This window comes from Shewanella putrefaciens (genome assembly GCF_016406305.1).
Lineage (GTDB): Bacteria > Pseudomonadota > Gammaproteobacteria > Enterobacterales > Shewanellaceae > Shewanella > Shewanella putrefaciens_C.
In genome coordinates this window covers 3033787-3058038 of record NZ_CP066369.1, presented here as the reverse complement: position 1 = coordinate 3058038, position 24252 = coordinate 3033787, and the positions used below count along the sequence as shown (strand labels likewise).

Sequence of the window (24252 nt, the reverse complement as noted above, 5' to 3'; positions counted from 1 at the left end):
GGCTTATCACGCCTTTAAGTCATTGCCTAAACTCGAAATGGTCGAGGTTTTGCCTTTATCGTTATAGGTGAGGCTAGTGGCATTTCGGCTGGCTTGTAGCGCTTGGGCGAAACGATTCAGGCTCGCTAAATTCATTTCTATCAGGCTGGCATTCTGGGCATTTAATTCTTTGCATTCAGCTAAGGCTTCTTTAATCGCCGCCATTTTATGGGTCAGTTCCCTCTGCTGAGTCAGCAGGGGCTTATCGCTGTGTTGGGCGATAAGGTTATCGTTTGCTTGAAGGTCTTTAAGGCAGTTGGATTTTTCAGTGGCAAGCGACAATAGCAAATCGGCGTTTTGGTCAACCAAAGCGCCTTTTTCCTTGAGTATTATTTGCTTAAGAACAGCCAAATGGGCTTGTTGTAAATCAACCAGTTTAGCTATTTCTGTCATAGTTACTCTTTATTAAGGTCATTTAACTCAGCTTCAAAGCTGGCGATATTAGCGGCTAATTTTTCAGGATCGATTTTATAGCGGCCCTCGGCAATGGCTTGTTTAATTTCGGCCACTTTCTTTTGGTCGACTTCAGGTAAGCTTGCCATTTTAGTTTGAGCTCCTTGTAATTGCTGAGCTTGAGCTGTAATGACGACTGAGTCGCTTCTTTGTGGTGGTGAAGATTTAGCTGCCACCTGCGCAGACTGTTCGCTGCTTGTCTTTGTTGTACCTGAACGTACTTGCGAAGTGGTTCCGGTGTTGAGTTTGCTAATATCAATTGCCATGTTAGGCTCCAGCGTCGGGTATACGGGATTTCTTAACTGGGGTATCGGCAGCTTACAGAAAAGCTTTAGCGTATTTTACATTCTAACTTCAACTTCGCCAATGCCTATGACTATAGCATCTAATTCTTTGTTTGAACTGCTATTTTTAACTCTTATTTGGTCACCTTTATTGCCATCCTGCAGGGCTTCGCCCATTGTTTTTAATACTAAAGAACTAGAGCGCGCATAAATAGAGACGGCATCATTCTTACAGACAAAGCAAAGATTATTGGCAAATATAGGAGCGTTTTTGGCAACTCGGCGCTTAACGCGCACTCCAGAAAGTTGGCTAGGATCATCAAATTGCATTCCACGTAAACTATTTTGATCTACATATTGCACTTCAATTTGACTTGGGTTGATAAGCTCCCCTGGCGCCAAGGTTTGTGTTGCAACGACGACTGGAAATAAAATATCCACTCGAACCGAGATAAATATTTGCCAAGGATAGGCAAGATCCGGCGTATCACAACTGACTTTGACTGTGTTGTTCCGGTTGATTTCACGTTCCGTCGCCATTTCGACTTTAATCGGGGTGTTGCAGACTGACGGTAACATTCGTTCATCAATTGCTTGGGGGGCGATATTCACTTTTGCATTGTCGGGTGGCGATATTTTTTCACGAATAAGGGCTTTAGCTAATTCGGATATCGCCGATATGGTGGGCACAGTGGGCTCTGCCGATGCGGTTGTTGGCATTAACGTGGCGATAAGACTCAAAAAACAGACTAAATTTACTTTCATAATGAAGAGACTAGCTTGTAACGCCAGAATGCACCTATACTTTTACCAAGTTCGAAGCTGATGATACCTGTTTAACCTAGGGATCGGTGTCAGAAGTTTGACTCAGGTTCGACCGTATTTATCGATAATAAGATGTAAGCAATTAATATGCCTATACTCAAACGAGTCTTAGGGACGTACATAAACAGAGCAACAAGGCAGAGTTATGTCGAGTATTCTTGATTCAGTCAATAAACGAACCCAGCTCGTTGGTCAAAACCGTTTAGAACTTTTGTTATTTAAGTTAAATGGCCGTCAACGGTTCGGAATTAACGTGTTTAAGGTGAAAGAAGTCTTGCAGTGCCCGCCACTGACCGCTTTGCCTAAACTTAACCCCTATGTTAAAGGCGTCGCTCACATCCGTGGAACCACCATTTCAGTGATCGATTTGAGTGCTGCCACAGGTGGCCGTCCGCTCGCCAATACGGAAAATTGTTTTATTATTATTTCGGAATATAACCGCAGTGTTCAGGGGTTTTTGGTCAGTTCGGTTGAGCGCATCATCAACATGAACTGGGAGGCCATCATGCCGCCGCCCCAAGGTGCGGGTCGTTACTCTTATCTAACGGCAGTGACTGAGATCGAAGGTGAACTTGTTGAAATCCTTGATGTAGAAAAGATATTGGATGAAATTTCGCCAGTCAAAACGGCGATCAGTGATGAAGTTAATGAGCAGTTAACTTTAGATAGAACACAGCACTATCATATTATGGTTATCGATGATTCGGCTGTTGCCCGTAAGCAAATTATCCGTTCGCTGGAGTCATTGAATCTACAAATCGATACGGCAAAAGATGGCCGCGAAGCCTTGGATAAGTTAAAAGCCATCGCCAGTGAAATGAATAATGTGGCGGATGAGATCCCGCTGATTATTTCAGATATTGAAATGCCTGAAATGGACGGTTACACCTTAACCGCCGAAATTAGAGACGATCCTAAGCTCAAAAATATTAAAGTGGTGCTACATACCTCTTTAAGTGGGGTGTTCAACCAAGCAATGGTGCAGAAAGTGGGTGCCAATGACTTTATTGCAAAATTTAACCCCGATGAGTTAGCTGCGGCAGTGAACAAACATCTAAGTTTGTAAGTGATTGAGTATGGGTTAGTGTGTAGTTGAGCTTTACGCTATAATCTAGCCCTTATAACATGATGGTTTTGCACTGATTTTGGTGCTTGCTATAGGATCTAGGACGTGAATGTGCCAAATAAATCACTCGCTGAGGCTGAATATAATCAATTTAGGTTGTTCCTAGAACAACACAGCGGCATCGTACTGGGTGAAAATAAGCAATACCTAGTGCGCAGTCGTCTTGCTCCTTTGATGGGAAAATATAATCTCCCTTCTTTGTCTGATGTGGTGAAGCATTCAATGAAGCCAACGGAGCGCGCATTGAGGGCTGAGGTCATAGATGCAATGACAACCAACGAAACCCTATGGTTTCGTGACCGTTATCCTTTCGAATTGCTCAATAATGTGTTGCTACCCGAATACAGTCGTTTAGGTCGTCCATTAAAAATTTGGTCCGCAGCTTGCTCATCTGGACAAGAACCTTATTCGTTGGCCATGACGATTTTGGAATATCAGCAAAAAAAACCAGGGGCACTTGGCGGCGGCGCGACAATTCAAGCAACCGATTTATCTCCTTCCATGCTCGAGCGTTGTAAGAATGCGGAATATGATAGTCTCGCCTTAGCCCGTGGATTATCAGAGGAACGTAAGCGTCAGTTTTTTGATCCCTTGCCCTCTGGCAATATGAAGCTCAAAGACAATGTTAAGCGTTTAGTTAACTTCAGGGCCCATAACTTGCTTGAGAGTTATACCTTGCTGGGCAAGTTTGACATTATTTTTTGCCGCAATGTGCTGATCTACTTTGCACCAGAGGCAAAAGCAAAAATTTTGCGGCAATTTGCTGCCGCTTTAAACCCTAAAGGGATCCTCTTCTTGGGGGCTTCGGAGTCGATTGCTGGATTAACGGACGAATTTGATATGGTCCGCTGTAATCCGGGGATTTATTATCAGAAGAAAATGTAACCTACCAATTTAATTAAAAAATTACCGACATTTGTCGGTAATTTTTTATGCCGCAATATACCATTATCACCGTTTACCTGAATTTTTGTTCTTTTGGCACATGAATTGCTTTATTTCCGTGAGTGACACGATGGAGGCAATTTTATGGCGATCAACTTTGACAAGGCACTGGGTGTGCATCAATTCACTTTAGGTATACGTGCAGAACGTGCCGAAGTGATTTCAAGTAATATCGCAAATGCTGATACGCCACATTATAAAGCCCGCGATGTCGATTTTTCTGCAGCAATGCAAGTCGCCCGTAGCCAACAGCAGCAGCGAAATAGCCTAGAAATGACAACGGGCGAGCAACACTTCGGCCTAGCTGAATTGACCGGGCAGTATGTTAAGTTTCGTGTGCCCAATCAACCAGATACCGGTGATGGCAATACTGTGGATATTCAGCAAGAGCAATCGGCATTTATGCAAAATGCCCTCGAGTATCAAATGTCATTGGGGTTTCTAGACAGCAAATTTAGCGGCATGAAAAAGGCGCTGAGAGGGGATTAATCATGAGTTTATTTAGCATTTTTGATGTCGCAGGCTCTGGTATGTCGGCACAATCGGTCCGGCTGAATACCACGGCGAGTAATATCGCTAACGCCGATGCAGTCTCGAGCAGTGTCGATAAAACCTACCGTTCCCGCCATCCCATTTTTGAAGCGGAAATGGCCAAAGCGCAAAGCCAACAACAAGCTTCCCAGGGCGTTGCGGTAAAAGGCATTGTTGAGAGTGATAAACCCCTTTTAAAAGAGTATTCGCCGGATCACCCAATGGCGGATGCCGATGGCTTTATTTATAAGCCGAATGTGAATGTCATGGAAGAAATGGCAGATATGATATCTGCTTCGCGCTCATATCAAATGAATGTTCAAGTCGCTGAAGCAGCTAAATCTATGCTGCAACAAACACTTGGGATGGGTAAATAATATGCGTTTTTTAGGAGGTAAGCTGTGAGCCTCATTAACCAACTTAACCAAGCGCCGACGACTCAAACTAAGAGTCAATCGAATACTGTGACGCCAAATACGACAACCAGTTCAACGGGTAATCCATTTTTGGATGGCATACGTTTGCCGAAAGAGTCGATTGTCCCAGAGGCGAAGAGTCAGCAATTAAGCCAAGATGATTTCTTCTCGTTACTCAGTCAGCAATTGTCTATGCAGGATCCATTCAAGCCCGTAGACAATGACCAGATGATTGCGCAAATGGCCTCTTTCTCCACTGTGGATGGTATTTCGAAATTAAATGATGAAATTGTCAATTTAAACAGTGTGATGACATCTAGCCAAGCTTTGCAAGCGTCAGGGCTTGTGGGACGTAAAGTACTGATCCCAACGGATACTGGCAATATTTCAGCTGAGAGCCCAACGTTGAAAGGGGTGATCAGTACTCCCGATAAAATTCCGGTGATCAACGTCCGCGTTGAGGATGAAAAAGGGCAGGTTGTTAGCACCTTTACTGTGGATGGCAGTGAAGGCGGTAACGTGGCAGTGAATTGGGATGGATTAGATAAAAATGGTCAGCCTGTCGCGGCGGGGAATTACTCGATTAAAGCCAGTGGCTTAGTCGACGGAGAATCACAGGATTTAGCGGTTTCGACATACGCCCATGTGACCAGTGTTTCCCTTGGTACCGCTAGCACAGGGGCGATTTTAAACCTGAGGGGCGGTATGGGGATCAAGTTATCTGATGTCTTAGCCGTGTCTGAAACTTAAAATCGTCAGAATTTGAATTGGGCGTTAGTCGTCCGCAATTGAATTGAGTCAAATGTAGAGGTGAATTATGTCGTTTAACATTGCATTGAGTGGCATTTCCGCCGCGCAGAAAGATTTAAACACTACGGCGAACAACATTGCCAACGCGAATACCATTGGCTTTAAGGAGTCACGCGCTGAATTTGCGGATGTTTACGCTAATTCGATTTTTTCCAACTCAAAGACGGCTGTTGGTGGCGGTGTGGCGACGAGCCAAGTCGCTCAGCAATTCCATCAAGGTAGTCTGCAGTTGACCAATAACTCCTTAGATTTGGCGATCAAAGGGGGCGGTTTTTTCGTGACAGCGTCTGAGATCGGCACATTGGATCACCAGTTTACTCGCGCGGGTGCTTTCAAAGTCGATAAAAATAATTATATGGTTGATTCAGCAGGTAATTTTTTACAGACGTTCCCAGTAGATAAAGATGGGAACTCAACCTCTGTCAGCTTAACCACGGCTAAACCGGTACAGATCCCTGATACTGCGGGTAGTCCTGTAAAGACTGAAAACGTCAGCTTGCAGATGAATTTGAATGCAAAAGAAAGTGCGCTCGATCCCGCCGCATTTGATCCACTCGATCCCAAAACCTACAACAACGTTACCTCGATGACGATTTATGACTCACTCGGTGAGCCACATGTCATGACGACCTACTTTGTTAAGCCTACTAATGGTTCATATAACGGTGAAAGCAACTGGGTTGCCTACTACGCCGTTGATGGTAAACAAGTGGACCTTGCGGGACCTGCCGGAACTTATCAAACCGATACTACGGGTGATGGTAACCCAGATGCAACGAGTGCGGCCCAAACTGCGGGTGGTTGGAAAGGTTCAGTGTTAAAGTTCAACTCAGTGGGGGTGTACACTGGTAGCGATCCTGCGACGATAACCACAGAAACCTTAGGCATTGGTGGCGCAGGTGTTCTGGGGGCTGGAGCCGATGGCACTCAAACCTTAACGATTAAGTTTAATGCACCGACTCAATACGCGGCTCCCTTTGCCGCGACTGAGCTGACCCAGGATGGTACCACTGTGGGCCGTTTAACGAACGTTGAGATTGGCGAAGATGGTCTCATCACCGCCAGTTATTCTAACGGGTCGACAGTGCCCTTAGCTCGAGTGGCATTAGTGCGCTTTGCTAACGAGCAAGGCTTGACCCAAGTGGGTAATACTTCGTGGAAGGCGAGTTTAGAGTCGGGCCCAGCATTAGCGGGTCAGGCTAATAGCGGTACTTTCGGTAGTATTAGTTCATCGGCATTGGAACAATCGAATATCGATTTAACCACTGAGCTGGTGGATCTTATCTCTGCGCAGCGTAACTTCCAAGCGAACTCTCGAACGCTGGAAGTCAATAACACCCTGCAACAGACAGTTCTGCAAATCCGTTAATTCTATCTTGGTTGTACTAAGTGTTGCCGCAGGCGGCAACACTTAGCCTCTTTTAGGCTTCCCCTGGTTTTTCCTTTCTATTTATCTAATTTATCAATCGATTAGCTGCTAATTTTGTTGGCATGATGCTTGCTTTGTTATGGTCAGGTAGAAAATTTGACGGAGCAGTCTGTGGACAAATTCCTGTATATATCCATGAGTGGCGCTAAGCAAAATATGAATGAGTTGGCGCTGCGTGCCAACAACTTAGCCAACGCAAATACCGATGGATTTAAAGCGGATATGGCTCAAGCCAGAACGATGCAAGCCTTTGGTGAAGGGTTGCCATCCCGGGTGTTTGCCATGGTCGAAACACCGTCGGCTAATTTTCGCTCTGGTCCGATTAAAACCACAGGACGGGATCTTGACGTTGCCATTAAGGGCGATGGTTGGTTTGCGGTGCAGGCCCAAGATGGCGGTGAGGCCTATACCCGCTCCGGTAGCTTAAGTTTTGATGCAACAGGTTTATTGCATAACGACAGGGGAAACCCTGTGATGGGAGATGCGGGGCCAATTGTGTTGCCGCTGCCGATTGACAAAGTATCAATTTCCCAAGATGGCATTATTTCCGTTCGTCCCCAAGGTGCCACTGCGGATGTGGTGGAGGAAGTGGGTAGATTAAAACTCGTCAATCCCGGTAATGCGCAGATGATGCGTGGCGAGGATGGGTTATTCCGCCTTGTATCGGGTGACGATGCCCCCGCCGATCCCAGTGTCTATGTTGAGAGCGGTGCGGTGGAGGGGAGTAACGTTAATCCAGTAGATGAAATGGTGTCTTTGATTGACCTACAGCGCCAGTTTGAATTGCAAGTCAAGATGATGAAAACCGCGGAAGAAAACGATCGCGCTTCATCTTCATTAATGCGTATTAGTTAGGAGATAGATTATGCATCCGGCGTTATGGATTAGTAAAACTGGCTTAGACGCACAGCAAACTGACATTGCGGTGATTTCAAACAACGTCGCCAACGCCAGCACTGTGGGCTACAAAAAGAGCCGTGCGGTATTTGAAGATTTGTTATATCAAACCGTTAACCAAGCGGGGGGCATTAGTGCCTCTAACACTAAATTACCCAATGGCTTAAATATCGGTGCGGGTACTAAGGTGGTTGCCACTCAAAAAATGTTCACCCAAGGCAATATGCTGACAACGGACAATTCACTCGATCTGATGATTGAAGGCCCTGGCTTTTTTGAAGTGCAATTACCCGATGGTACTACGGCTTATACCCGCAATGGCCAATTTACCTTAGACGATACCGGGCAGATAGTTACGCCAGGTTCTGGTTTTGTGCTGCAGCCTGCGATCACTATCCCAGAGGATGCTACCAGTATTACGGTTTCTGCCGAAGGTGAAGTGTCGGTAAAAACACCGGGCGCCGCAGAAAATCAGGTGGTAGGTCAGCTCAGTATGTCGGATTTCATTAACCCATCGGGTCTCGATCCTATGGGACAAAACCTCTACACCGAGACGGGGGCAAGCGGCACACCTATCCAAGGCACGGCTTCGCTTGATGGAATGGGGGCTATTCGTCAAGGCGCGTTAGAAACCTCTAACGTCAATGTGACCGAAGAGCTTGTGAATTTAATTGAAAGTCAGCGTATCTACGAGATGAACTCTAAAGTGATTTCAGCGGTAGATCAGATGCTGGCTTATGTGAATCAGAACCTATAGAGGCACATATCATGGCTAGATATTTCATATTGGCCGCGGCTCTCTTGCTTAGCGCTTGTAGCTCGACGCAGAAAAAACCGATTGCAGACGATCCTTTTTATGCACCGATTTATCCCGAAGCTCCGCCGACAAAAATAGCGGCAACGGGGTCTATTTATCAGGATAGTCAGGCTGCGAGCTTATATTCGGACATTCGCGCTCACAAGGTCGGTGACATCATTACTATTGTGTTGAAGGAAGCGACTCAGGCGAAGAAAAGCGCGAATAATGAGATCAAGAAGGGCTCTGATATGACCCTCGATCCTATCTATGCAGGTGGCGGTAATGTGACTATCAGCGGTGTGCCAATCGATTTACGCTACAAAGACAGCATGAACACTAAGCGAGAAGCCGATGCAGATCAAAGCAATAGCCTCGATGGCAGTATTTCCGCCAACGTGATGCAAGTGCTGAACAACGGTAATCTTGTGGTGCGCGGTGAAAAGTGGATTTCAATCAACAATGGCGATGAGTTTATTCGCGTGACAGGCATTGTTCGCTCGCAGGACATAAAACCCGATAACACTATCGATTCAACGCGTATGGCGAATGCCCGTATTCAATACAGTGGTACAGGTACATTCGCGGATGCTCAAAAAGTTGGCTGGTTGAGCCAGTTCTTTATGAGCGACTGGTGGCCCTTCTAAGGAGTCGTATCATGAAATATAAACTGATCTTAACCCTTGCCATGCTCGTGTTGACTCACCCTAGCCAAGCTGAACGCATTAAGGATATTGCCAATGTGCAGGGGGTGCGCAGTAACCAGTTAATTGGTTATGGTTTGGTGGTCGGTTTGCCGGGTACGGGTGAAAAAACGCGTTATACCGAACAAACCTTTATGACAATGCTGAAAAATTTTGGCATCAACTTGCCCGATAATTTTAGGCCTAAAATCAAGAACGTTGCCGTAGTTGCCGTGCATGCGGATATGCCAGCGTTTATCAAACCCGGTCAAGATTTAGATGTGACCGTATCAAGCCTAGGTGAAGCTAAAAGCCTACGTGGCGGCACCTTGTTGCAAACCTTCCTTAAAGGGGTTGACGGTAATGTGTATGCAATTGCCCAGGGCAGCTTAGTGGTCAGCGGTTTTAGTGCCGATGGTTTAGACGGTTCAAAGGTTATTCAAAATACCCCAACGGTAGGACGCATTCCTAACGGCGCCATTGTTGAGCGCAGTGTCGCAAGCCCTTTTTCAAGTGGCGATTATTTGACGTTTAACCTACGTCGCTCCGACTTTTCTACCGCGCAGCGCATGGCCGATGCCATTAATGAGCTGCTCGGCCCAGATATGGCTCGCCCATTGGATGCAACCTCAGTACAAGTGAGCGCCCCAAGGGATGTGTCACAGCGAGTTTCTTTCCTCGCGACCTTAGAAAATATTGATGTAGAACCCGCAGATGAGTCAGCCAAAGTCATTGTTAACTCACGGACAGGCACTATTGTGGTGGGGCAGAACGTCAAGTTATTGCCAGCAGCGGTGACCCATGGCGGACTTACAGTCACTATTGCCGAAGCGACTCAGGTGTCTCAACCTAATGCCTTAGCCAATGGCGAGACTGTTGTGACCTCTAACTCCACCATAGGGGTGGAAGAAAGCGACCGTCGGATGTTTATGTTTAATCCTGGCACGACCTTAGATGAATTAGTTAGAGCGGTAAACTTAGTGGGCGCTGCGCCCTCAGATGTGCTTGCTATCCTCGAAGCGTTAAAAGTGGCAGGTGCTTTGCATGGTGAGCTTATCATCATCTAATTTCTGTCGGGAAAATCATGGAAAAGCTTTCAAGTTCATCACATTTTCTTGATCTGGGCGGGCTCGATTCCCTGCGCGCCCAGGCTCAGAAAGATGAGCAGGGCGCCTTGAAGAAAGTCGCCCAACAATTTGAAGGCATTTTTGTGCAAATGCTGATGAAAAGTATGCGGGATGCCAATGCCGTGTTCGAGTCAGACAGCCCGCTCAACAGTCAATACACTAAGTTCTATGAGCAGATGCGGGACCAGCAGTTATCCGTCGATTTATCGGATAAAGGCGTACTCGGCCTTGCGGATATGATGGTACAGCAGTTATCGCCAGAATCGAGCCAGTTTACCCCAGCTTCAGTGCTGCGTAATGACGGTGGTTCTAAACTGCAACATGATGATGAATTTCTTCATATTCCAGCACAAAACGTTTCGGCTTCTGCTTCGGATGCGTTGGGCGAGGCGGCCAATGTCAATGCAGGCGTACCCGCAGCCATTGAAAGGCCTAATTTTGAAGCCGACCATGCCGATGGCGTGACATCCTCGTTAGACATAGATAGACCCGAGCGGTTACTGGCCATAGATGCGCCAAAACCTACCTGGTCTGAACAGCCGTTGTCACCCATTGAACCTGTGATAAGCGGCCAAATCTTGCCGACGGCGGCATTTAGGGAAACCCAAAAAACACTTAAGTTCGGCAGCCGCGAAGAATTTTTGGCGACCTTATATCCCCATGCAGAAAAAGCGGCAAAGGCCCTCGGGACAAAACCCGAAGTCCTATTGGCACAATCGGCATTAGAAACGGGGTGGGGACAAAAGATTGTCCGTGGCAATAATGGGGCTCCTAGCCATAACCTATTCAATATTAAAGCCGATCGCCGCTGGCAAGGGGATAAAGCTAACGTGAGTACCTTGGAGTTTGAACAGGGTATCGCCGTGAGACAAAAAGCCGATTTTCGGGTTTATACCGATTTTGAGCACAGTTTTAATGATTTTGTCTCCTTTATTGCCGATGGTGATCGTTATCAAGATGCGAAAAAAGTGGCCGCTTCACCGAGCCAATTTATCCGTGCATTGCAGGATGCGGGTTATGCCACCGATCCTAAATATGCTGAAAAAGTCATCAAAGTGATGCAGTCCATCAGTGAAGAGCTGAAGTCGATACTGCCAGGAGAAGACAAATGATCATTCTTCATAGGATGTTAGTTTTGAGGAGTATCGGCTAATGGCTATCGATCTATTAACTATTGCCCGTACCGGTGTGCTGGCTTCCCAATCCCAATTGGGTGTGACCAGTAATAACATCGCCAATGCCAACACTGCGGGCTATCACCGCCAAGTGGCCACTCAGACCACCTTGGAATCCCAGCGTCTTGGCAATAGCTTTTACGGAACTGGTACTTATGTTTCTGATGTAAAACGTATTTACAATGATTATGCCGCAAGAGAATTACGCATAGGTCAAACCACATTAAGTGGCGCAGAAGCGAGCTATGGCAAGCTGAGTGAACTGGACCAACTGTTTTCTCAAATTGGTAAAATTGTGCCACAGAGTTTAAATGGGCTGTTTTCTGGCCTAAACAGCCTGGCAGACTTGCCCGCTGACTTAGGCATTCGTAGTTCAACCTTGAATGATGCCAAACTATTGGCGAGCAGTTTGAATCAGATGCAGTCTCATTTGAACGGTCAACTTAGTCAAACCAACGATCAAATCACAGGCATGACCAAGCGCATCAATGAGATCAGTACCGAGCTTGCCAATTTAAACCTCGAGTTGATGAAGTCGCCAAATCAAGATGCCATGTTGCTCGATAAGCAAGATGCCCTAGTCCAAGAGCTGAGCCAATATGCGCAGGTGAATGTGATCCTCCTAGAAAATGGCGCTAAAAGCATCATGTTAGGTGGGTCTGTGATGCTGGTTTCCGGTGAAATTGCGATGACAATGGACACTAAAACAGGCGATCCATTCCCCAATGAGTTGCAGCTGATGTCAAGCATCGGCTCGCATAGCGTCCCTGCCGATCCCAGTAAATTGGGCGGGCAGTTAGGTGCATTGTTTGAATACCGTGAGCAAACCTTAATACCAGCGGGCCTTGAGCTTGACCAACTCGCCTTAGGTGTAGCCGATAGCTTTAATAAATTACAAGCGCAGGGATTCGATCTAAATGGCCAAGTGGGCGCGGATATCTTCAAAGATATCAACGATCCGTTAATGTCATTAGGCCGAGCTGGTGGGTATTCAGATAACACGGGGAACGCAACTTTAGGTGTGACTATCGATGACACTAATTTGTTGACGGGGGGAGCCTACGAATTGTCGTTTACCGCACCTGCGACCTATGAGCTTAGGGACACGCAATCTGGGGCTATCACCCCATTGACCTTAAACGGGTCTAAGTTAGAAGGTGGTGCCGGATTTTCTATCGATATTAAAGCGGGTGCCATGGCATCCGGGGACAGGTTTGCAATCCGCCCAACGGCGGGGGCTGCCAATGGCATTGAAGTTGTGATGACAGATCCTAAGGGCATTGCGGCGGCTTCACCTAAAATCACCCCAGATACGGCGAACTCGGGTAATACTCAAGTCAAACTAACGCAGATTAGTAATCGCAGCGACGCAAATTTTCCTGTGACTGGCAGCGAGTTGACTATTCAACTCGATACCACAGTGATCCCTCCAACCTATGAGGCATTCGATGCCACAGGTGCATCACTCGGTGCCGCTGCACCTTATACGCCCCCGAGTATCAGTGCCTTTGGTTTTACCTTTGAGGTTGACAGCAGTGCCGCGGCTGCGGGTGACAAGTTTACCTTCGATTTATCCTTCGCCGAGGGAGATAACTCCAACGCTGTGGCTATGGCTAAGCTGAGTGAAACCAAAGTGATGAATGGCGGTAAGTCAACCCTCGCGGATGTTTTTGAAAATACTAAGCTCGACATTGGCAGTAAGACAAAAGCCGCCGAAGTGCGAGTGGGCAGCGCCGAAGCCGTGTACCAACAAGCCTATGCGAGAGTCGAAAGCGAATCTGGGGTTAACTTAGATGAAGAAGCCGCCAATTTAATGCGTTTTCAGCAAGCTTATCAAGCCTCTGCGCGGATCATGACGACCGCCCAGGAAATTTTTGACACCCTATTGACCTCAGTGCGTTAGGAGATTTAACCATGAGATTATCATCCGCGCAGATCTTTAATCAAAGCATTACCAGTGTGCTGCAAAAGCAAACCGCGACGAGCAAGATCCTCGATCAATTAAGCACAGGTAAGAAAGTGAATACCGCCGGCGATGATCCTGTGGCGGCATTGGGGATCGATAATCTGAACCAGAAAAATGCGCTAGTCGATCAATTTATGAAGAATATTGACTACGCAACTAACCGCCTCGGCGTGGCAGAGAGCAAGTTAGGCAGTGCTGAAGATTTGGCTGGCTCAATGCGGGAACAAGTCATGCGTGCGATAAACGGCACTCTATCTGAAACTGAGCGGCAAATGATTGCCGATGAAATGAAAGGAAGTCTAGATGAGTTGCTTTCTATCGCCAATAGCAAGGATGAATCGGGAAATTACCTGTTTTCTGGATTCAGTACAGATAAAGAACCCTTTGCCTTTGATAACTCAACACCGCCCAAAATCGTCTATAGCGGTGATTCAGGTACCCGAAACAGCTTAGTTCAAACAGGCGTTGCCCTTGGTACTAACGTTCCCGGTGATATGGCATTTATGAAGGCCCCTAATGGACTTGGTGATTATAGCGTCAATTATTTGGCCAGCCAGCAGGGAGAATTCAATGTTGATACAGCAAAAATCGCAAATCAAGCAACATATGTAGCTGATACGTATACATTTAATTTTTCTGACAATGGTGCCGGTGGAGTCAATTTACAGGTGCTAGATTCGGCGAATAATCCGGTAGCAAACGTCGCTAATTTTGATGCAAGCACTCCGGTCAGTTTTAATGGTATTGAAGTCAAAATCGACGGTAAACCTAGTGCTGGCGATAGTTTCAGCATGGAACCCCAAGCTGAAGTGAGCATTTTTGACTCGATAAGCAATGCCATCGCCTTGATTGAGGATCCTAATTCTGCGAACACACCGCAAGGTCGGGCGCAGTTGGCACAGATATTGAATAATATCGATAGTGGCGTTAATCAGATAAGTTCCGCCAGAAGTGTGGCGGGGAATAATCTGAAGGCTGTCGAAAATTACTCAGAGACTCACACAGAGGAGAAAGTGGTGAATTCATCCGCACTCTCTTTATTGGAAGATCTCGATTATGCGTCAGCGATTACGGAATTTGAAAAGCAACAGCTTGCATTGAACGCAGTCTCTAGCGTGTTTAGTAAAGTGGGTTCTGTTTCCCTGTTTGATTATATTTAAGCGTGATATTTGGGGATAACAACCTAAATACACAGGTAGTTTCAAGATTGGAAATGGCCAAGCTTCGAAGTCTTGGCAAGATACTTAGAAGAGGAAAAAAATATGGCTATTACCGTTAACACCAACGTGACTTCGATGAAGGCACAGAAAAATTTAAATACCTCCAGTAGTGGTTTAGCGACATCTATGGAGCGTCTGTCTAGTGGTCTGCGTATTAACAGCGCCAAAGATGACGCTGCGGGTTTAGCTATTTCTAACCGTTTAAACAGCCAAGTCCGCGGTTTAGAGGTTGGTATGCGAAATGCTAACGATGCTATCTCAATTGCGCAGATTGCTGAAGGTGCAATGCAAGAACAGACAAACATGCTGCAGCGTATGCGTGACTTGACTATTCAAGCTGAAAACGGTGCAAACAGTACTGATGATATTGCAGCATTGAAGGCTGAGATGGATCAGTTAGTCACTGAAATTGATAACATTGGTACAAGTACTGCCTTTGGTAATACAAAGTTGTTGCAAGGCGGCTTCTCTACTGGAAAAGTGTTCCAGGTTGGCCACCAGGAAGGTGAGGATGTTATCGTTAAAGTGAAAAAAACGGATAAAACATCGTTATCGGTGACAGGCTTAAACTTAGCAACATCGGCAAATCGTGCGTCATCACTTGCCGCAATTGATAAAGCCATTAAAACGATCGATACACAACGTGCCGATTTAGGTGCGGTACAAAATCGTTTAGCCCATAACATTAGTAACAGTGCTAATACTCAAGCAAACGTTGCCGATGCGAAGAGCCGCATTGTGGATGTCGACTTTGCTAAAGAAACGTCGGTAATGACGAAAAATCAAGTGTTACAACAAACGGGTTCGGCGATGCTTGCTCAAGCTAACCAACTACCGCAAGTGGCGTTATCCCTCCTAGGCTAATATAGTCACGCGAGCGTATGGAAGTGTTTTTTGCCTACTTTTTCTAGTTTTCTAGAAAAGTAGGCAAAGTTTTTTATTGGGTAAAATAGTTATCATCATGAAAAATAGATTATTTTTAAAAAGTAAAAATTTTTTAAAAATAATCCTAAAGATAAAAAAGGTGCTGCCGTTAAATATACTGTAACCACTAAGACCCGCCTGGCTTAAGTAGACAGGCAAATTTAGCTAACAAGCCAGGTATAAAGAGGAAACGATCATGGCCATTACAGTAAACACTAACGTCACATCTTTAAAAGCACAGAAAAACTTAAATACATCTGCTGGTGGTTTGGCCACATCAATGGAACGTTTATCCAGTGGTCTGCGTATTAACAGCGCGAAAGATGACGCCGCTGGTTTAGCAATTTCTAACCGTTTAAATAGCCAAGTACGCGGCCTAGAAGTTGGTATGCGTAATGCCAACGATGCTATCTCAATTGCGCAGATCGCTGAAGGTGCAATGCAAGAACAGACTAACATGTTACAGCGTATGCGTGATTTGACTGTTCAAGCCGAAAACGGTGCAAACAGTACCGACGACATCGCAGCACTGAAAGCTGAAATAGATCAGTTAGTTACTGAAATTGACAACATTGGTAAAACAACTGCTTTCGGTAGTACAAAATTAATGCAAGGTGGCTTCTCTACTGGAAAAGTGTTCCAAGTGGGTCACCAAGAAGGCGAAGATGTTACAGTAAAAGTGAAGAAAACAGATAAAGCATCTCTGTCAATTAGTGGATTGGTGCTTGCGACTTCTGCAAACCGTGCATCATCACTCGCGGCAATTGATAAAGCCATTAAAACGATCGATACACAACGTGCTGATTTAGGTGCGGTACAAAACCGTTTAGCTCACAACATTAGCAACAGTGCTAATACTCAAGCTAACGTTGCCGATGCGAAGAGCCGTATTGTGGATGTTGACTTTGCTAAAGAAACGTCACAAATGACTAAGAACCAAGTGTTACAACAAACTGGTTCTGCGATGTTGGCCCAAGCTAACCAATTACCTCAAGTAGCCTTATCACTGTTGTAATAACATACTGAAGTGAAATGGTTTTAAGGGAGGTTCGGCGACGGATCTCCCTTTGCTACATAAATGGTGATTAAACTTTATGATGTATTTGTTTGAACAATTGATGAAAACAAATACTCAATATAGTGAGGAATGGCTATGGATATCCATATAGCAAATTCATCTGCTCTGGTCCAAAATAGAGTTGAGTTAGCACAATTACCGCCAAAAACATCGGTTGCAGATGCGGAGTTGAAACGTGATTCTAACGTATCGGCGCTTGGGCAACCAATGGAAGCAGATGCTGCGGATAATGAACAGGATCCAGGTAAGTTAACTCAAGTTGCCGCCGAACTTTCTGATATGATGTCTATGATGCGTAAAGGTCTCGCATTTAAGGTTGATGAAAACTCAGGTCAAGCAGTTGTAACTGTCTTAGATAGAGACACTGGTGATGTCATAAGACAAATGCCGAGTGAAGAAGCGTTGAAATTAGCTGAAAAACTGTCGGAAGTGACAGGGCTTTTGATGAAAACAGAGGCATAAGACTCACTCGAATGTAGTGAGTATTGATGAGTAGAGGTTGATATGGCATTAACAGCGACAGGTATCGGTTCAGGTTTGGACATCGCTAACATTGTAAAAGTGTTAGTTGATGCTGAAAAAACTCCGAAAGAGGCGATGTTTAATAAAACCGAAGACAGTATTAAAGCCAAAGTTTCTGCCATGGGAAGCTTAAAAAGTGCGCTGTCTACTTTTCAAGATGCTATCAAAAAATTACAAACGGGCGATGCACTAAATCAGCGGAAAATTTCTGTAAGTAATGAAACTTACCTGAAGGCGACTGCAGATAAAACCGCTCAAGCAGGAAGTTATGGCATTAAGGTTGAGCAACTTGCCGTCAGCCATAAGGTCGCTGGACAAAGTGTGGCCGATGCTACTTTGCCTGTTGGTGAAGGAAGTTTAGATTTCGGAGTCAATGGTAAAAGTTTCTCAGTCGATATTGCCGCAACTGACTCTTTAGCCGCAATAGCTAAAAAAGTGAATGAAGCTTCTGATAATGTGGGTGTTACAGCTACTGTCATTACCACTGATGCGGGAAGCCAATTAGTGTTTAGCTCCGATGAAACGGGCGAAGATAATCAAATCAGTATTACTGCCAATGATACTTCAGGCACAGGCATTAATGATATGTTTGGCGCTGGGAATATTTCTACCCTTCAAGACGCGAAAAATGCAGTTATTTACATTGATAATCAAAAAGTAACCTCACAATCAAATGAAATCAAAAATGCCATAGATGGTGTTACTTTTAATTTAACCGATGCAGATGTTGCTAAAACGACAACGGTTAAAATCGAACAAGATAACGATGCTGTAAAGACCAATATTCAAGCTTTTGTCGATGCCTATAATAGCCTAGCAACAGCTGTTGATAAGATGTCGGCCTACGATAAAGATAAAAAGACAGCTGCGGCATTACAGGGCGATTCTATGATCCGCTCTATTGAGTCCCAGTTACGTAGTATTTCAAGTGAGCGAGTCACAACTGAAGATGGTGGCTCGATCGCACTGTATGATATAGGTATTAAAACAGATCGATACGGCAAAATGTCTATTGATGACACTAAGCTGACTAAAGCGCTTTCTGAAGATATGCCTAACATAGAAGCATTGTTTTCAAAGCCAGATCAAGGGCTTGCAAACCGATTTAATGATCTTGCTGATAGTTATGTTAAATCTCGCGGTTTGATTGCCGATCGAGAAACCAGTTATACCAACCAACAGAACCGCCTTGCTGACCAAAGGGAAGCGTTTACCCTTAAAATGGATCAACTGACGGCGCGTTTAACTAAACAATTTAATGCGATGGATTTAGTTGTTGGACAATTAAATCAACAAAGTAGCGGATTAGTCGATCGCTTAAATTCGCTTCCTGGTGCGGTCAAAAAGAGTTAGTCCTATTGGAACAGTAAGGGGATAAGCTCGTGAAACAACTTGATGAACTGAATATTGCATTGAGTGAACTTCTTAGCCAATTGACACGAATTCCTGCCGAAGATTTTCAAACTGACGACTTGGTCTATAATTTGCATATTATGGTTGGAGAGCGTCAACTTTTACTCAATGTATTAGTCACTGATGCCGATATGACGGATGCTAACTATCTTCAGCGTCAGCTTGAGCTTACTCAAGACTTTACAAGTAAGGCAAGTATTATCATGGCTGACAGGCAAGCCTTATTACATGCAGGTAGTAAGAATAAGCGCAAGATCAGTGTTTACGAGACTATAGATTCAAATAGGTAGGTGTTTATGAGAGGTTCACTGCAATCATATCGTAAGGTTTCATTAGAAAGTGAAATTACCGTGGCTTCACCGCATCGAATCATCCAGCTTATGTTTGCTGGTGCGCTTCAACGTTTGGCACAGAGTCGTTATGCGATTGAGCAAAATGATCTAGTCAATAAAGGTATATATATCAATAAAGCTATCGGCATTATTACTGGATTAAGTAATAGTTTGAATATGGATGCCGGTGGGCAGATTGCGAGAAATTTAAGCGACCTTTATGACTTTATGCTACGAAAAATATCCGAAGCCAATCTAAATAATGATGTAAAAGCCATTGATGATGTATGCGATATTTTACGCACGATCAAAGAAGGTTGGGATGCTATCCCAGCGGATAAGCATAATGTGTCCTCCCATACTGAAGCGAGTTAATTGGGTTATAGATCAACAGGAAGAAGGCGCACTGAGTGCGTCTTTTTTTTGGCTGATGTCAATTTATTGACTGTTTTAACTAGAATCATGGCATAAATGAACTAAAATGAATTCAGTTTGGCATAATCCGCATCCGAAGCTTGCTTCTCGACTGCTGATAATACAATATTCATCACAGTAGTGATGGTGGCACAGATTGTTACATTGAATTTGTTAAGCTTTTACAGCAACTAATCATAAATAATTAATGCGAATTAATACCTATTAGCGCTTTACGGCCTACTGAATGATGCAAACAGATCAACGAATTTTACTTGTCGGAACCCCATCAGAGCGCTTAAGTCGCCTGTGTTGCATTTTTGAATTTTTGGGTGAGCAAATTGAAACAATTGCCATCGAAAAACTAAGCACTTGCCTCCAAGAGACCCGTTATCGTGCTTTGGTTATTTGTACCGAGAATACAACCATTGATGCAATAAAAGCGCTCGCTGGTCAGTACCAGTGGCAACCTATATTGCTACTCGGTGATATTGGTGATCTTCAAGTATCGAATGTACTTGGGCAAATTGAAGAGCCGCTTAGTTACCCTCAGTTAACCGAATTGCTGCATTTTTGCCAAGTTTACGGCCAAGTAAAGCGCCCTCAAGTACCCACAAGTGCCAATCAAACTAAGCTATTTAGGAGCTTAGTCGGGCGCAGTGAAGGTATTGCCAATGTGAGACACTTGATTAATCAAGTGGCAACCTCAGATGCAACAGTTTTAGTCCTAGGACAATCTGGTACGGGTAAAGAGGTGGTGGCCCGTAATATCCACTATCTTTCTGAGCGCCGTGATGGTCCTTTTATTCCCGTGAACTGTGGTGCTATTCCTCCGGAATTGCTCGAGAGTGAGCTTTTTGGGCACGAAAAGGGATCCTTTACTGGTGCGATAAGCTCCCGCAAGGGACGTTTTGAGCTTGCTGAAGGTGGCACCTTATTCCTCGATGAAATCGGTGATATGCCGTTGCAAATGCAAGTGAAATTACTTCGCGTATTGCAGGAGCGGGTTTTTGAGCGAGTGGGCGGCACTAAAACGATTAATGCCGATGTGCGAGTGGTCGCGGCAACCCATAGGGATTTAGAAAGCATGATCTCGGGTAATGAGTTCCGGGAGGATCTTTACTATCGACTCAATGTTTTTCCCATTGAAATGCCGGCGCTGAGTGAGCGTAGGGACGATGTACCTTTATTGCTGCAGGAGTTGGTTAGCCGAGTCTACAACGAAGGCCGTGGTAAAGTGCGTTTTACCCAGCGGGCCATCGAGTCCTTAAAAGAGCATGCCTGGTCGGGTAACGTTAGAGAGTTATCAAATCTCGTTGAACGCTTAACCATTTTATATCCTGGCGGTTTGGTTGATGTGAATGATCTGCCTATTAAATATCGCCATATAGATGTCCCTGAATACTGTGTTGAAATGAGCGAAGAACAACAGGAGCGTGATGCCTTAGCGTCTATCTTCACTAGTGAAGAGCCCGTTGAAATTCCTGAAACTCGTTTTCCAAGTGAATTGCCGCCGGAGGGAGTCAATCTGAAGGATTTATTGGCAGAACTCGAAATTGACATGATCCGTCAAGCATTAGAGCAACAGGATAATATAGTTGCCCGTGCCGCAGAGATGCTCGGTATACGTCGAACCACTTTAGTGGAAAAAATGCGTAAGTACGGGATGACAAAAGATTAGTCGCATCATTTTTTGTTATTCAATTGATTTTACATCAGAAATTCATCTTTTAATTTGGCATAAAACCTGCAGTCACTCCGTCATAAGCAATTTTTTGACGGAGTGAGACTATGTCAGCCCACCCACTAGCGCAAATTGAGACATTCAAGCACACTAGCAAGCAATGGAACCAACTGCGTGAGGCCGCAAATATGTCCAATAGAATGGAACATATTTTACAGGCTATGCCTTCTGGCGTGGTGATTTTAAATGGTGATGGTATGGTCATCGACGCGAATCCTGTTGCAGTGGAATTGCTCGAACACTCGCTACGTGGTGCTCGTTGGATCGATGTTATCCACTCGGCATTTGCCCCCCAAGAGGATGATGGGCATGAAGTTTCTTTGCGTAATGGTCGCCGCGTTAAGTTGGCTATTACACCACTCACCCCCGAGCCGGGGCAATTAATTGTCTTGACCGATCTCACTGAAACGCGCCTGTTACAGAAAAATCTGTCACACCTCCAACGTTTATCCGCCCTCGGGAAAATGGTCGCGACTTTAGCGCATCAAGTACGTACACCGCTTTCTGCCGCCTTGCTGTACGCCTCTAATCTCGCCAGCCCCAAGTTATCCGAAGCGGCGAAAATCAAATTTCAACAGAAATTGGTCGATAGGCTTAATGAGCTTGAACGACAAGTCAATGATATGTTGTTAATGGCAAAAGGGCGTCAAGATGAATTAGGTGAATTGATTGCCCTTGAGAATGTGATAGCCAATGTCATGGCCAATTGCGAGCCCATAGTGGCGAAGCAGAATTGCACACTGTCCTTTACCGATACCTCATGCAGCTTAATGCTGGCTAATGCCAATGCGCTTAGCTCCGCGATTAATAATCTCGTGATGAATAGCTTAGAAGCGGGGGCAAGCGAAATTCGTATCGTCGCGACTGAGTCTGCCGAGCAGTTATTACTTGAGGTGATTGATAATGGCAAAGGCTTAGATGCGAATATGCAGCAAAAAGTATTGGAGCCATTTTTCACGACCAAAGCGCAGGGAACGGGTCTGGGGTTAGCCGTGGTGCAATCGGTTGTGCGTAATCACGGTGGTCAAATACACTTAAGTTGTTTGCCTAACCGAGGTTGCACTGTTTCATTAGCTTTCCCTAGGGCTAAATCGGCGACCGTATTGCCTTTGGAGAAGCCCCATGTCTGAAGCTAAATTGCTGTTAGTTGAAGATGATGCCTCACTGCGTGAGGCGCTACTCGATACATTAATGTTAGCGCAATACGACTGTATCGATGTCGCATCGGGTGAAGAAGCCATACTCGCTTTAAAACAACACTCATTCGACTTAGTGATAAGCGATGTGCAGATGCAAGGTATTGGCGGGTTAGGTTTACTGCATTATCTCCAGCAACATCACCCTAAACTGCCAGTATTATTAATGACAGCCTATGCCACTATTGGCAGTGCGGTTAGCGCGATTAAATTAGGCGCCGTTGATTATTTGGCAAAACCCTTTGCTCCTGAAGTACTGTTAAATCAAGTGTCCCGTTATTTGCCCTTGAAGCAAAACAGCGATCAACCCGTCGTTGCCGATGATAAGAGTCTGGCGTTACTTGCACTCGCAGAGCGCGTTGCCGTATCCGATGCATCCGTGATGATCATGGGGCCAAGTGGTTCGGGTAAAGAAGTGTTAGCACGCTATATACATCAACACAGTAGCCGTGCAGCACAAGCTTTTGTTGCCATTAACTGTGCCGCCATTCCTGAAAATATGCTCGAAGCCACGCTCTTTGGTTATGAAAAGGGCGCCTTCACCGGTGCTTATCAGGCATGTCCTGGGAAGTTTGAGCAGGCCCAGGGCGGTACCTTATTGCTAGACGAAATATCCGAAATGGACTTAGGTTTACAGGCGAAATTGCTAAGGGTACTGCAGGAGCGTGAAGTTGAGCGTTTAGGCGGTCGTAAAACGATTAAGCTTGATGTGCGGGTATTAGCAACGTCTAACCGCGACTTAAAAGCGGTCGTTGCGGCTGGGGGATTTAGGGAAGATCTCTACTATCGTATTAACGTTTTTCCGCTAACATGGCCTGCACTGAATCAAAGGCCCGCGGATATTCTTCCGCTTGCTTGCCATTTACTTGCTAAGCATGCCAAAGTGCTCAATGTTGCTGAAGTACCAGAATTGGATGAGCATGCCCGTCGTCGTCTGTTAAGTCACCGCTGGCCAGGCAATGTGCGTGAGTTAGATAATGTGATCCAAAGAGCTTTGATCCTGCGCTCTGGCACCGTGATTACAGCCAATGACATTATTATCGATGCTCAAGATGTACCGTTAAGCGCGGATGACATGGAGTTTGCCGCAGAACCGGATGGGTTGGGTGAAGAGCTAAAAGCGCAGGAACATGTGATCATTTTAGAAACCTTAGCCCAATGCCAAGGCAGTCGTAAGTTGGTTGCTGAAAAGCTGGGGATCAGTGCAAGAACCCTAAGGTATAAAATGGCTCGAATGCGCGATATGGGTATTCAATTACCCAGTTAGCTATTGCTCAGTTAACTATTAGCCACAGTTAACAATTGCCCAGATAAGCTTATGATTAAAAAGCACCTCGGTGAGTAATTTCCGCGATATATAGGCCTTAGCCGCAGTTAAGGCCTATTTTATGCGTCAGTTTTTGGCTAGATAGTCATTCCTTTCAATGGATTTCCCCTCGGCAGCGGACCTCATTTAAACTTGGCCGCTATTTTGCATTATCCCTGTTATAGATATTTTGATCGTCAAGAACTCGACGACTGGGAGCTCAGCATGCAAATAGGCGCCAATTCATTACTGCAGGAAATGCAGTCACTTAAAGGTGAAATTACCCCGTCTTTTGGTATTTCCCCCAATATCATGCAGCAAGTGAATAATACCAGTGGTGCCGATTTTGGGCAGCTGCTCTCCCAAGCGGTTGGTAATGTCAGTGGTTTGCAGTCGACGTCGTCAAACCTAGCCACACGCTTGGAGATGGGGGACACAACGGTTAGTCTATCCGATACTGTTATTGCCCGTGAAAAAGCCAGCGTTGCCTTTGAAGCTACGGTGCAAGTGCGTAATAAACTTGTTGAAGCTTATAAAGAAATAATGAGTATGCCTGTTTAGGCCAGTGAATAACCCAATCAGCAGGTACGAATCGTGAGCA

General features: G+C 45.3%; 26 protein-coding genes. 23 read left to right on the top strand and 3 right to left on the bottom strand.

What is annotated here, in order from left to right; all coding sequences use genetic code 11:
- Positions 1 to 6 precede the first annotated feature (6 nt).
- The 3 genes from JFT56_RS13285 to flgA form a co-directional block, all read right to left on the bottom strand.
- The gene (locus tag JFT56_RS13285; protein ID WP_198780543.1) at positions 7 to 432 is read right to left on the bottom strand and encodes a flagella synthesis protein FlgN; all 426 of its coding nucleotides are present in this window, start codon (positions 430 to 432) and stop codon (positions 7 to 9) included.
- Positions 433 to 434: 2 nt separating this feature from the next.
- On the bottom strand, positions 435 to 758 hold the full coding sequence (gene flgM / locus JFT56_RS13280; RefSeq protein ID WP_198780542.1) for a flagellar biosynthesis anti-sigma factor FlgM: 324 nt from the start codon (positions 756 to 758) through the stop codon (positions 435 to 437).
- Positions 759 to 833: 75 nt separating this feature from the next.
- The gene (gene flgA / locus JFT56_RS13275) at positions 834 to 1541 is read right to left on the bottom strand and encodes a flagellar basal body P-ring formation chaperone FlgA (RefSeq protein ID WP_198780541.1); all 708 of its coding nucleotides are present in this window, start codon (positions 1539 to 1541) and stop codon (positions 834 to 836) included.
- 205 nt (positions 1542 to 1746) lie between these two features.
- On the opposite strand from flgA, the gene JFT56_RS13270 reads away from it, so the two are divergent.
- The 23 genes from JFT56_RS13270 (at position 1747) to fliE (ending at position 24212) form a co-directional block, all read left to right on the top strand.
- On the top strand, positions 1747 to 2667 hold the full coding sequence (locus tag JFT56_RS13270; RefSeq protein WP_007646385.1) for a chemotaxis protein CheV: 921 nt from the start codon (positions 1747 to 1749) through the stop codon (positions 2665 to 2667).
- A gap of 105 nt (positions 2668 to 2772) precedes the next feature.
- Positions 2773 to 3612: a CheR family methyltransferase gene (locus tag JFT56_RS13265; RefSeq protein WP_198780540.1), complete on the top strand. Its 840-nt coding sequence runs from the start codon at positions 2773 to 2775 to the stop codon at positions 3610 to 3612.
- A 144-nt stretch (positions 3613 to 3756) separates the two neighbouring features.
- Entirely contained in the window at positions 3757 to 4161 is a 405-nt protein-coding gene (flgB, locus tag JFT56_RS13260) for a flagellar basal body rod protein FlgB (RefSeq protein WP_198780539.1), read from the top strand.
- A 2-nt stretch (positions 4162 to 4163) separates the two neighbouring features.
- On the top strand, positions 4164 to 4580 hold the full coding sequence (gene flgC, locus JFT56_RS13255) for a flagellar basal body rod protein FlgC (protein WP_198780538.1): 417 nt from the start codon (positions 4164 to 4166) through the stop codon (positions 4578 to 4580).
- A gap of 24 nt (positions 4581 to 4604) precedes the next feature.
- A complete protein-coding gene (gene flgD, locus JFT56_RS13250) occupies positions 4605 to 5369 on the top strand; it encodes a flagellar hook assembly protein FlgD (RefSeq protein ID WP_198780537.1) in 765 nt (254 codons plus the stop codon).
- Positions 5370 to 5436: 67 nt separating this feature from the next.
- Positions 5437 to 6798 carry a flagellar hook protein FlgE gene (flgE, locus tag JFT56_RS13245; protein WP_198780536.1) on the top strand — a complete coding sequence of 454 codons (1362 nt, stop codon included), beginning with the start codon at positions 5437 to 5439 and terminating at the stop codon, positions 6796 to 6798.
- A gap of 171 nt (positions 6799 to 6969) precedes the next feature.
- Entirely contained in the window at positions 6970 to 7713 is a 744-nt protein-coding gene (gene flgF, locus JFT56_RS13240; RefSeq protein ID WP_198780535.1) for a flagellar basal-body rod protein FlgF, read from the top strand.
- Between the two features lie 10 nt (positions 7714 to 7723).
- Positions 7724 to 8512, top strand: a complete 789-nt coding sequence (gene flgG, locus JFT56_RS13235; RefSeq protein WP_198780534.1) for a flagellar basal-body rod protein FlgG — start codon at positions 7724 to 7726, stop codon at positions 8510 to 8512.
- Positions 8513 to 8523: 11 nt separating this feature from the next.
- Positions 8524 to 9198, top strand: coding sequence for a flagellar basal body L-ring protein FlgH (flgH, locus tag JFT56_RS13230; RefSeq protein WP_198780533.1), 675 nt, complete (start codon positions 8524 to 8526; stop codon positions 9196 to 9198).
- Positions 9199 to 9209: 11 nt separating this feature from the next.
- Entirely contained in the window at positions 9210 to 10301 is a 1092-nt protein-coding gene (locus tag JFT56_RS13225; RefSeq protein ID WP_198780532.1) for a flagellar basal body P-ring protein FlgI, read from the top strand.
- A 17-nt stretch (positions 10302 to 10318) separates the two neighbouring features.
- Positions 10319 to 11473, top strand: a complete 1155-nt coding sequence (gene flgJ / locus JFT56_RS13220; RefSeq protein ID WP_198780531.1) for a flagellar assembly peptidoglycan hydrolase FlgJ — start codon at positions 10319 to 10321, stop codon at positions 11471 to 11473.
- A 40-nt stretch (positions 11474 to 11513) separates the two neighbouring features.
- Complete coding sequence (flgK, locus tag JFT56_RS13215; protein ID WP_198780530.1) at positions 11514 to 13439, top strand: flagellar hook-associated protein FlgK; 1926 nt, start codon at positions 11514 to 11516, stop codon at positions 13437 to 13439.
- 11 nt (positions 13440 to 13450) lie between these two features.
- Positions 13451 to 14662 carry a flagellar hook-associated protein FlgL gene (flgL, locus tag JFT56_RS13210; protein WP_198780529.1) on the top strand — a complete coding sequence of 404 codons (1212 nt, stop codon included), beginning with the start codon at positions 13451 to 13453 and terminating at the stop codon, positions 14660 to 14662.
- A 102-nt stretch (positions 14663 to 14764) separates the two neighbouring features.
- Positions 14765 to 15586: a flagellin gene (locus JFT56_RS13205; RefSeq protein ID WP_198780528.1), complete on the top strand. Its 822-nt coding sequence runs from the start codon at positions 14765 to 14767 to the stop codon at positions 15584 to 15586.
- A 256-nt stretch (positions 15587 to 15842) separates the two neighbouring features.
- Positions 15843 to 16661, top strand: coding sequence for a flagellin (locus JFT56_RS13200; protein ID WP_198780527.1), 819 nt, complete (start codon positions 15843 to 15845; stop codon positions 16659 to 16661).
- A gap of 138 nt (positions 16662 to 16799) precedes the next feature.
- Complete coding sequence (locus JFT56_RS13195; protein ID WP_198780526.1) at positions 16800 to 17186, top strand: flagellar protein FlaG; 387 nt, start codon at positions 16800 to 16802, stop codon at positions 17184 to 17186.
- A gap of 42 nt (positions 17187 to 17228) precedes the next feature.
- Positions 17229 to 18599, top strand: a complete 1371-nt coding sequence (gene fliD, locus JFT56_RS13190; RefSeq protein WP_198780525.1) for a flagellar filament capping protein FliD — start codon at positions 17229 to 17231, stop codon at positions 18597 to 18599.
- Positions 18600 to 18628: 29 nt separating this feature from the next.
- Positions 18629 to 18949, top strand: coding sequence for a flagella biosynthesis chaperone for FliD, FliT (locus tag JFT56_RS13185; protein ID WP_198780524.1), 321 nt, complete (start codon positions 18629 to 18631; stop codon positions 18947 to 18949).
- A 6-nt stretch (positions 18950 to 18955) separates the two neighbouring features.
- Positions 18956 to 19366, top strand: coding sequence for a flagellar export chaperone FliS (fliS, locus tag JFT56_RS13180; RefSeq protein WP_198780523.1), 411 nt, complete (start codon positions 18956 to 18958; stop codon positions 19364 to 19366).
- Between the two features lie 286 nt (positions 19367 to 19652).
- Entirely contained in the window at positions 19653 to 21086 is a 1434-nt protein-coding gene (locus JFT56_RS13175) for a sigma-54 dependent transcriptional regulator (protein WP_198780522.1), read from the top strand.
- Positions 21087 to 21196: 110 nt separating this feature from the next.
- A complete protein-coding gene (locus JFT56_RS13170) occupies positions 21197 to 22279 on the top strand; it encodes a sensor histidine kinase (RefSeq protein ID WP_198780521.1) in 1083 nt (360 codons plus the stop codon).
- Positions 22272 to 23612: a sigma-54-dependent transcriptional regulator gene (locus tag JFT56_RS13165; RefSeq protein ID WP_198780520.1), complete on the top strand. Its 1341-nt coding sequence runs from the start codon at positions 22272 to 22274 to the stop codon at positions 23610 to 23612. Before JFT56_RS13170 ends, JFT56_RS13165 begins: the two co-directional genes overlap by 8 nt.
- Before the next feature lie 264 nt (positions 23613 to 23876).
- Positions 23877 to 24212: a flagellar hook-basal body complex protein FliE gene (gene fliE, locus JFT56_RS13160; RefSeq protein WP_007649711.1), complete on the top strand. Its 336-nt coding sequence runs from the start codon at positions 23877 to 23879 to the stop codon at positions 24210 to 24212.
- Positions 24213 to 24252 lie beyond the last annotated feature (40 nt).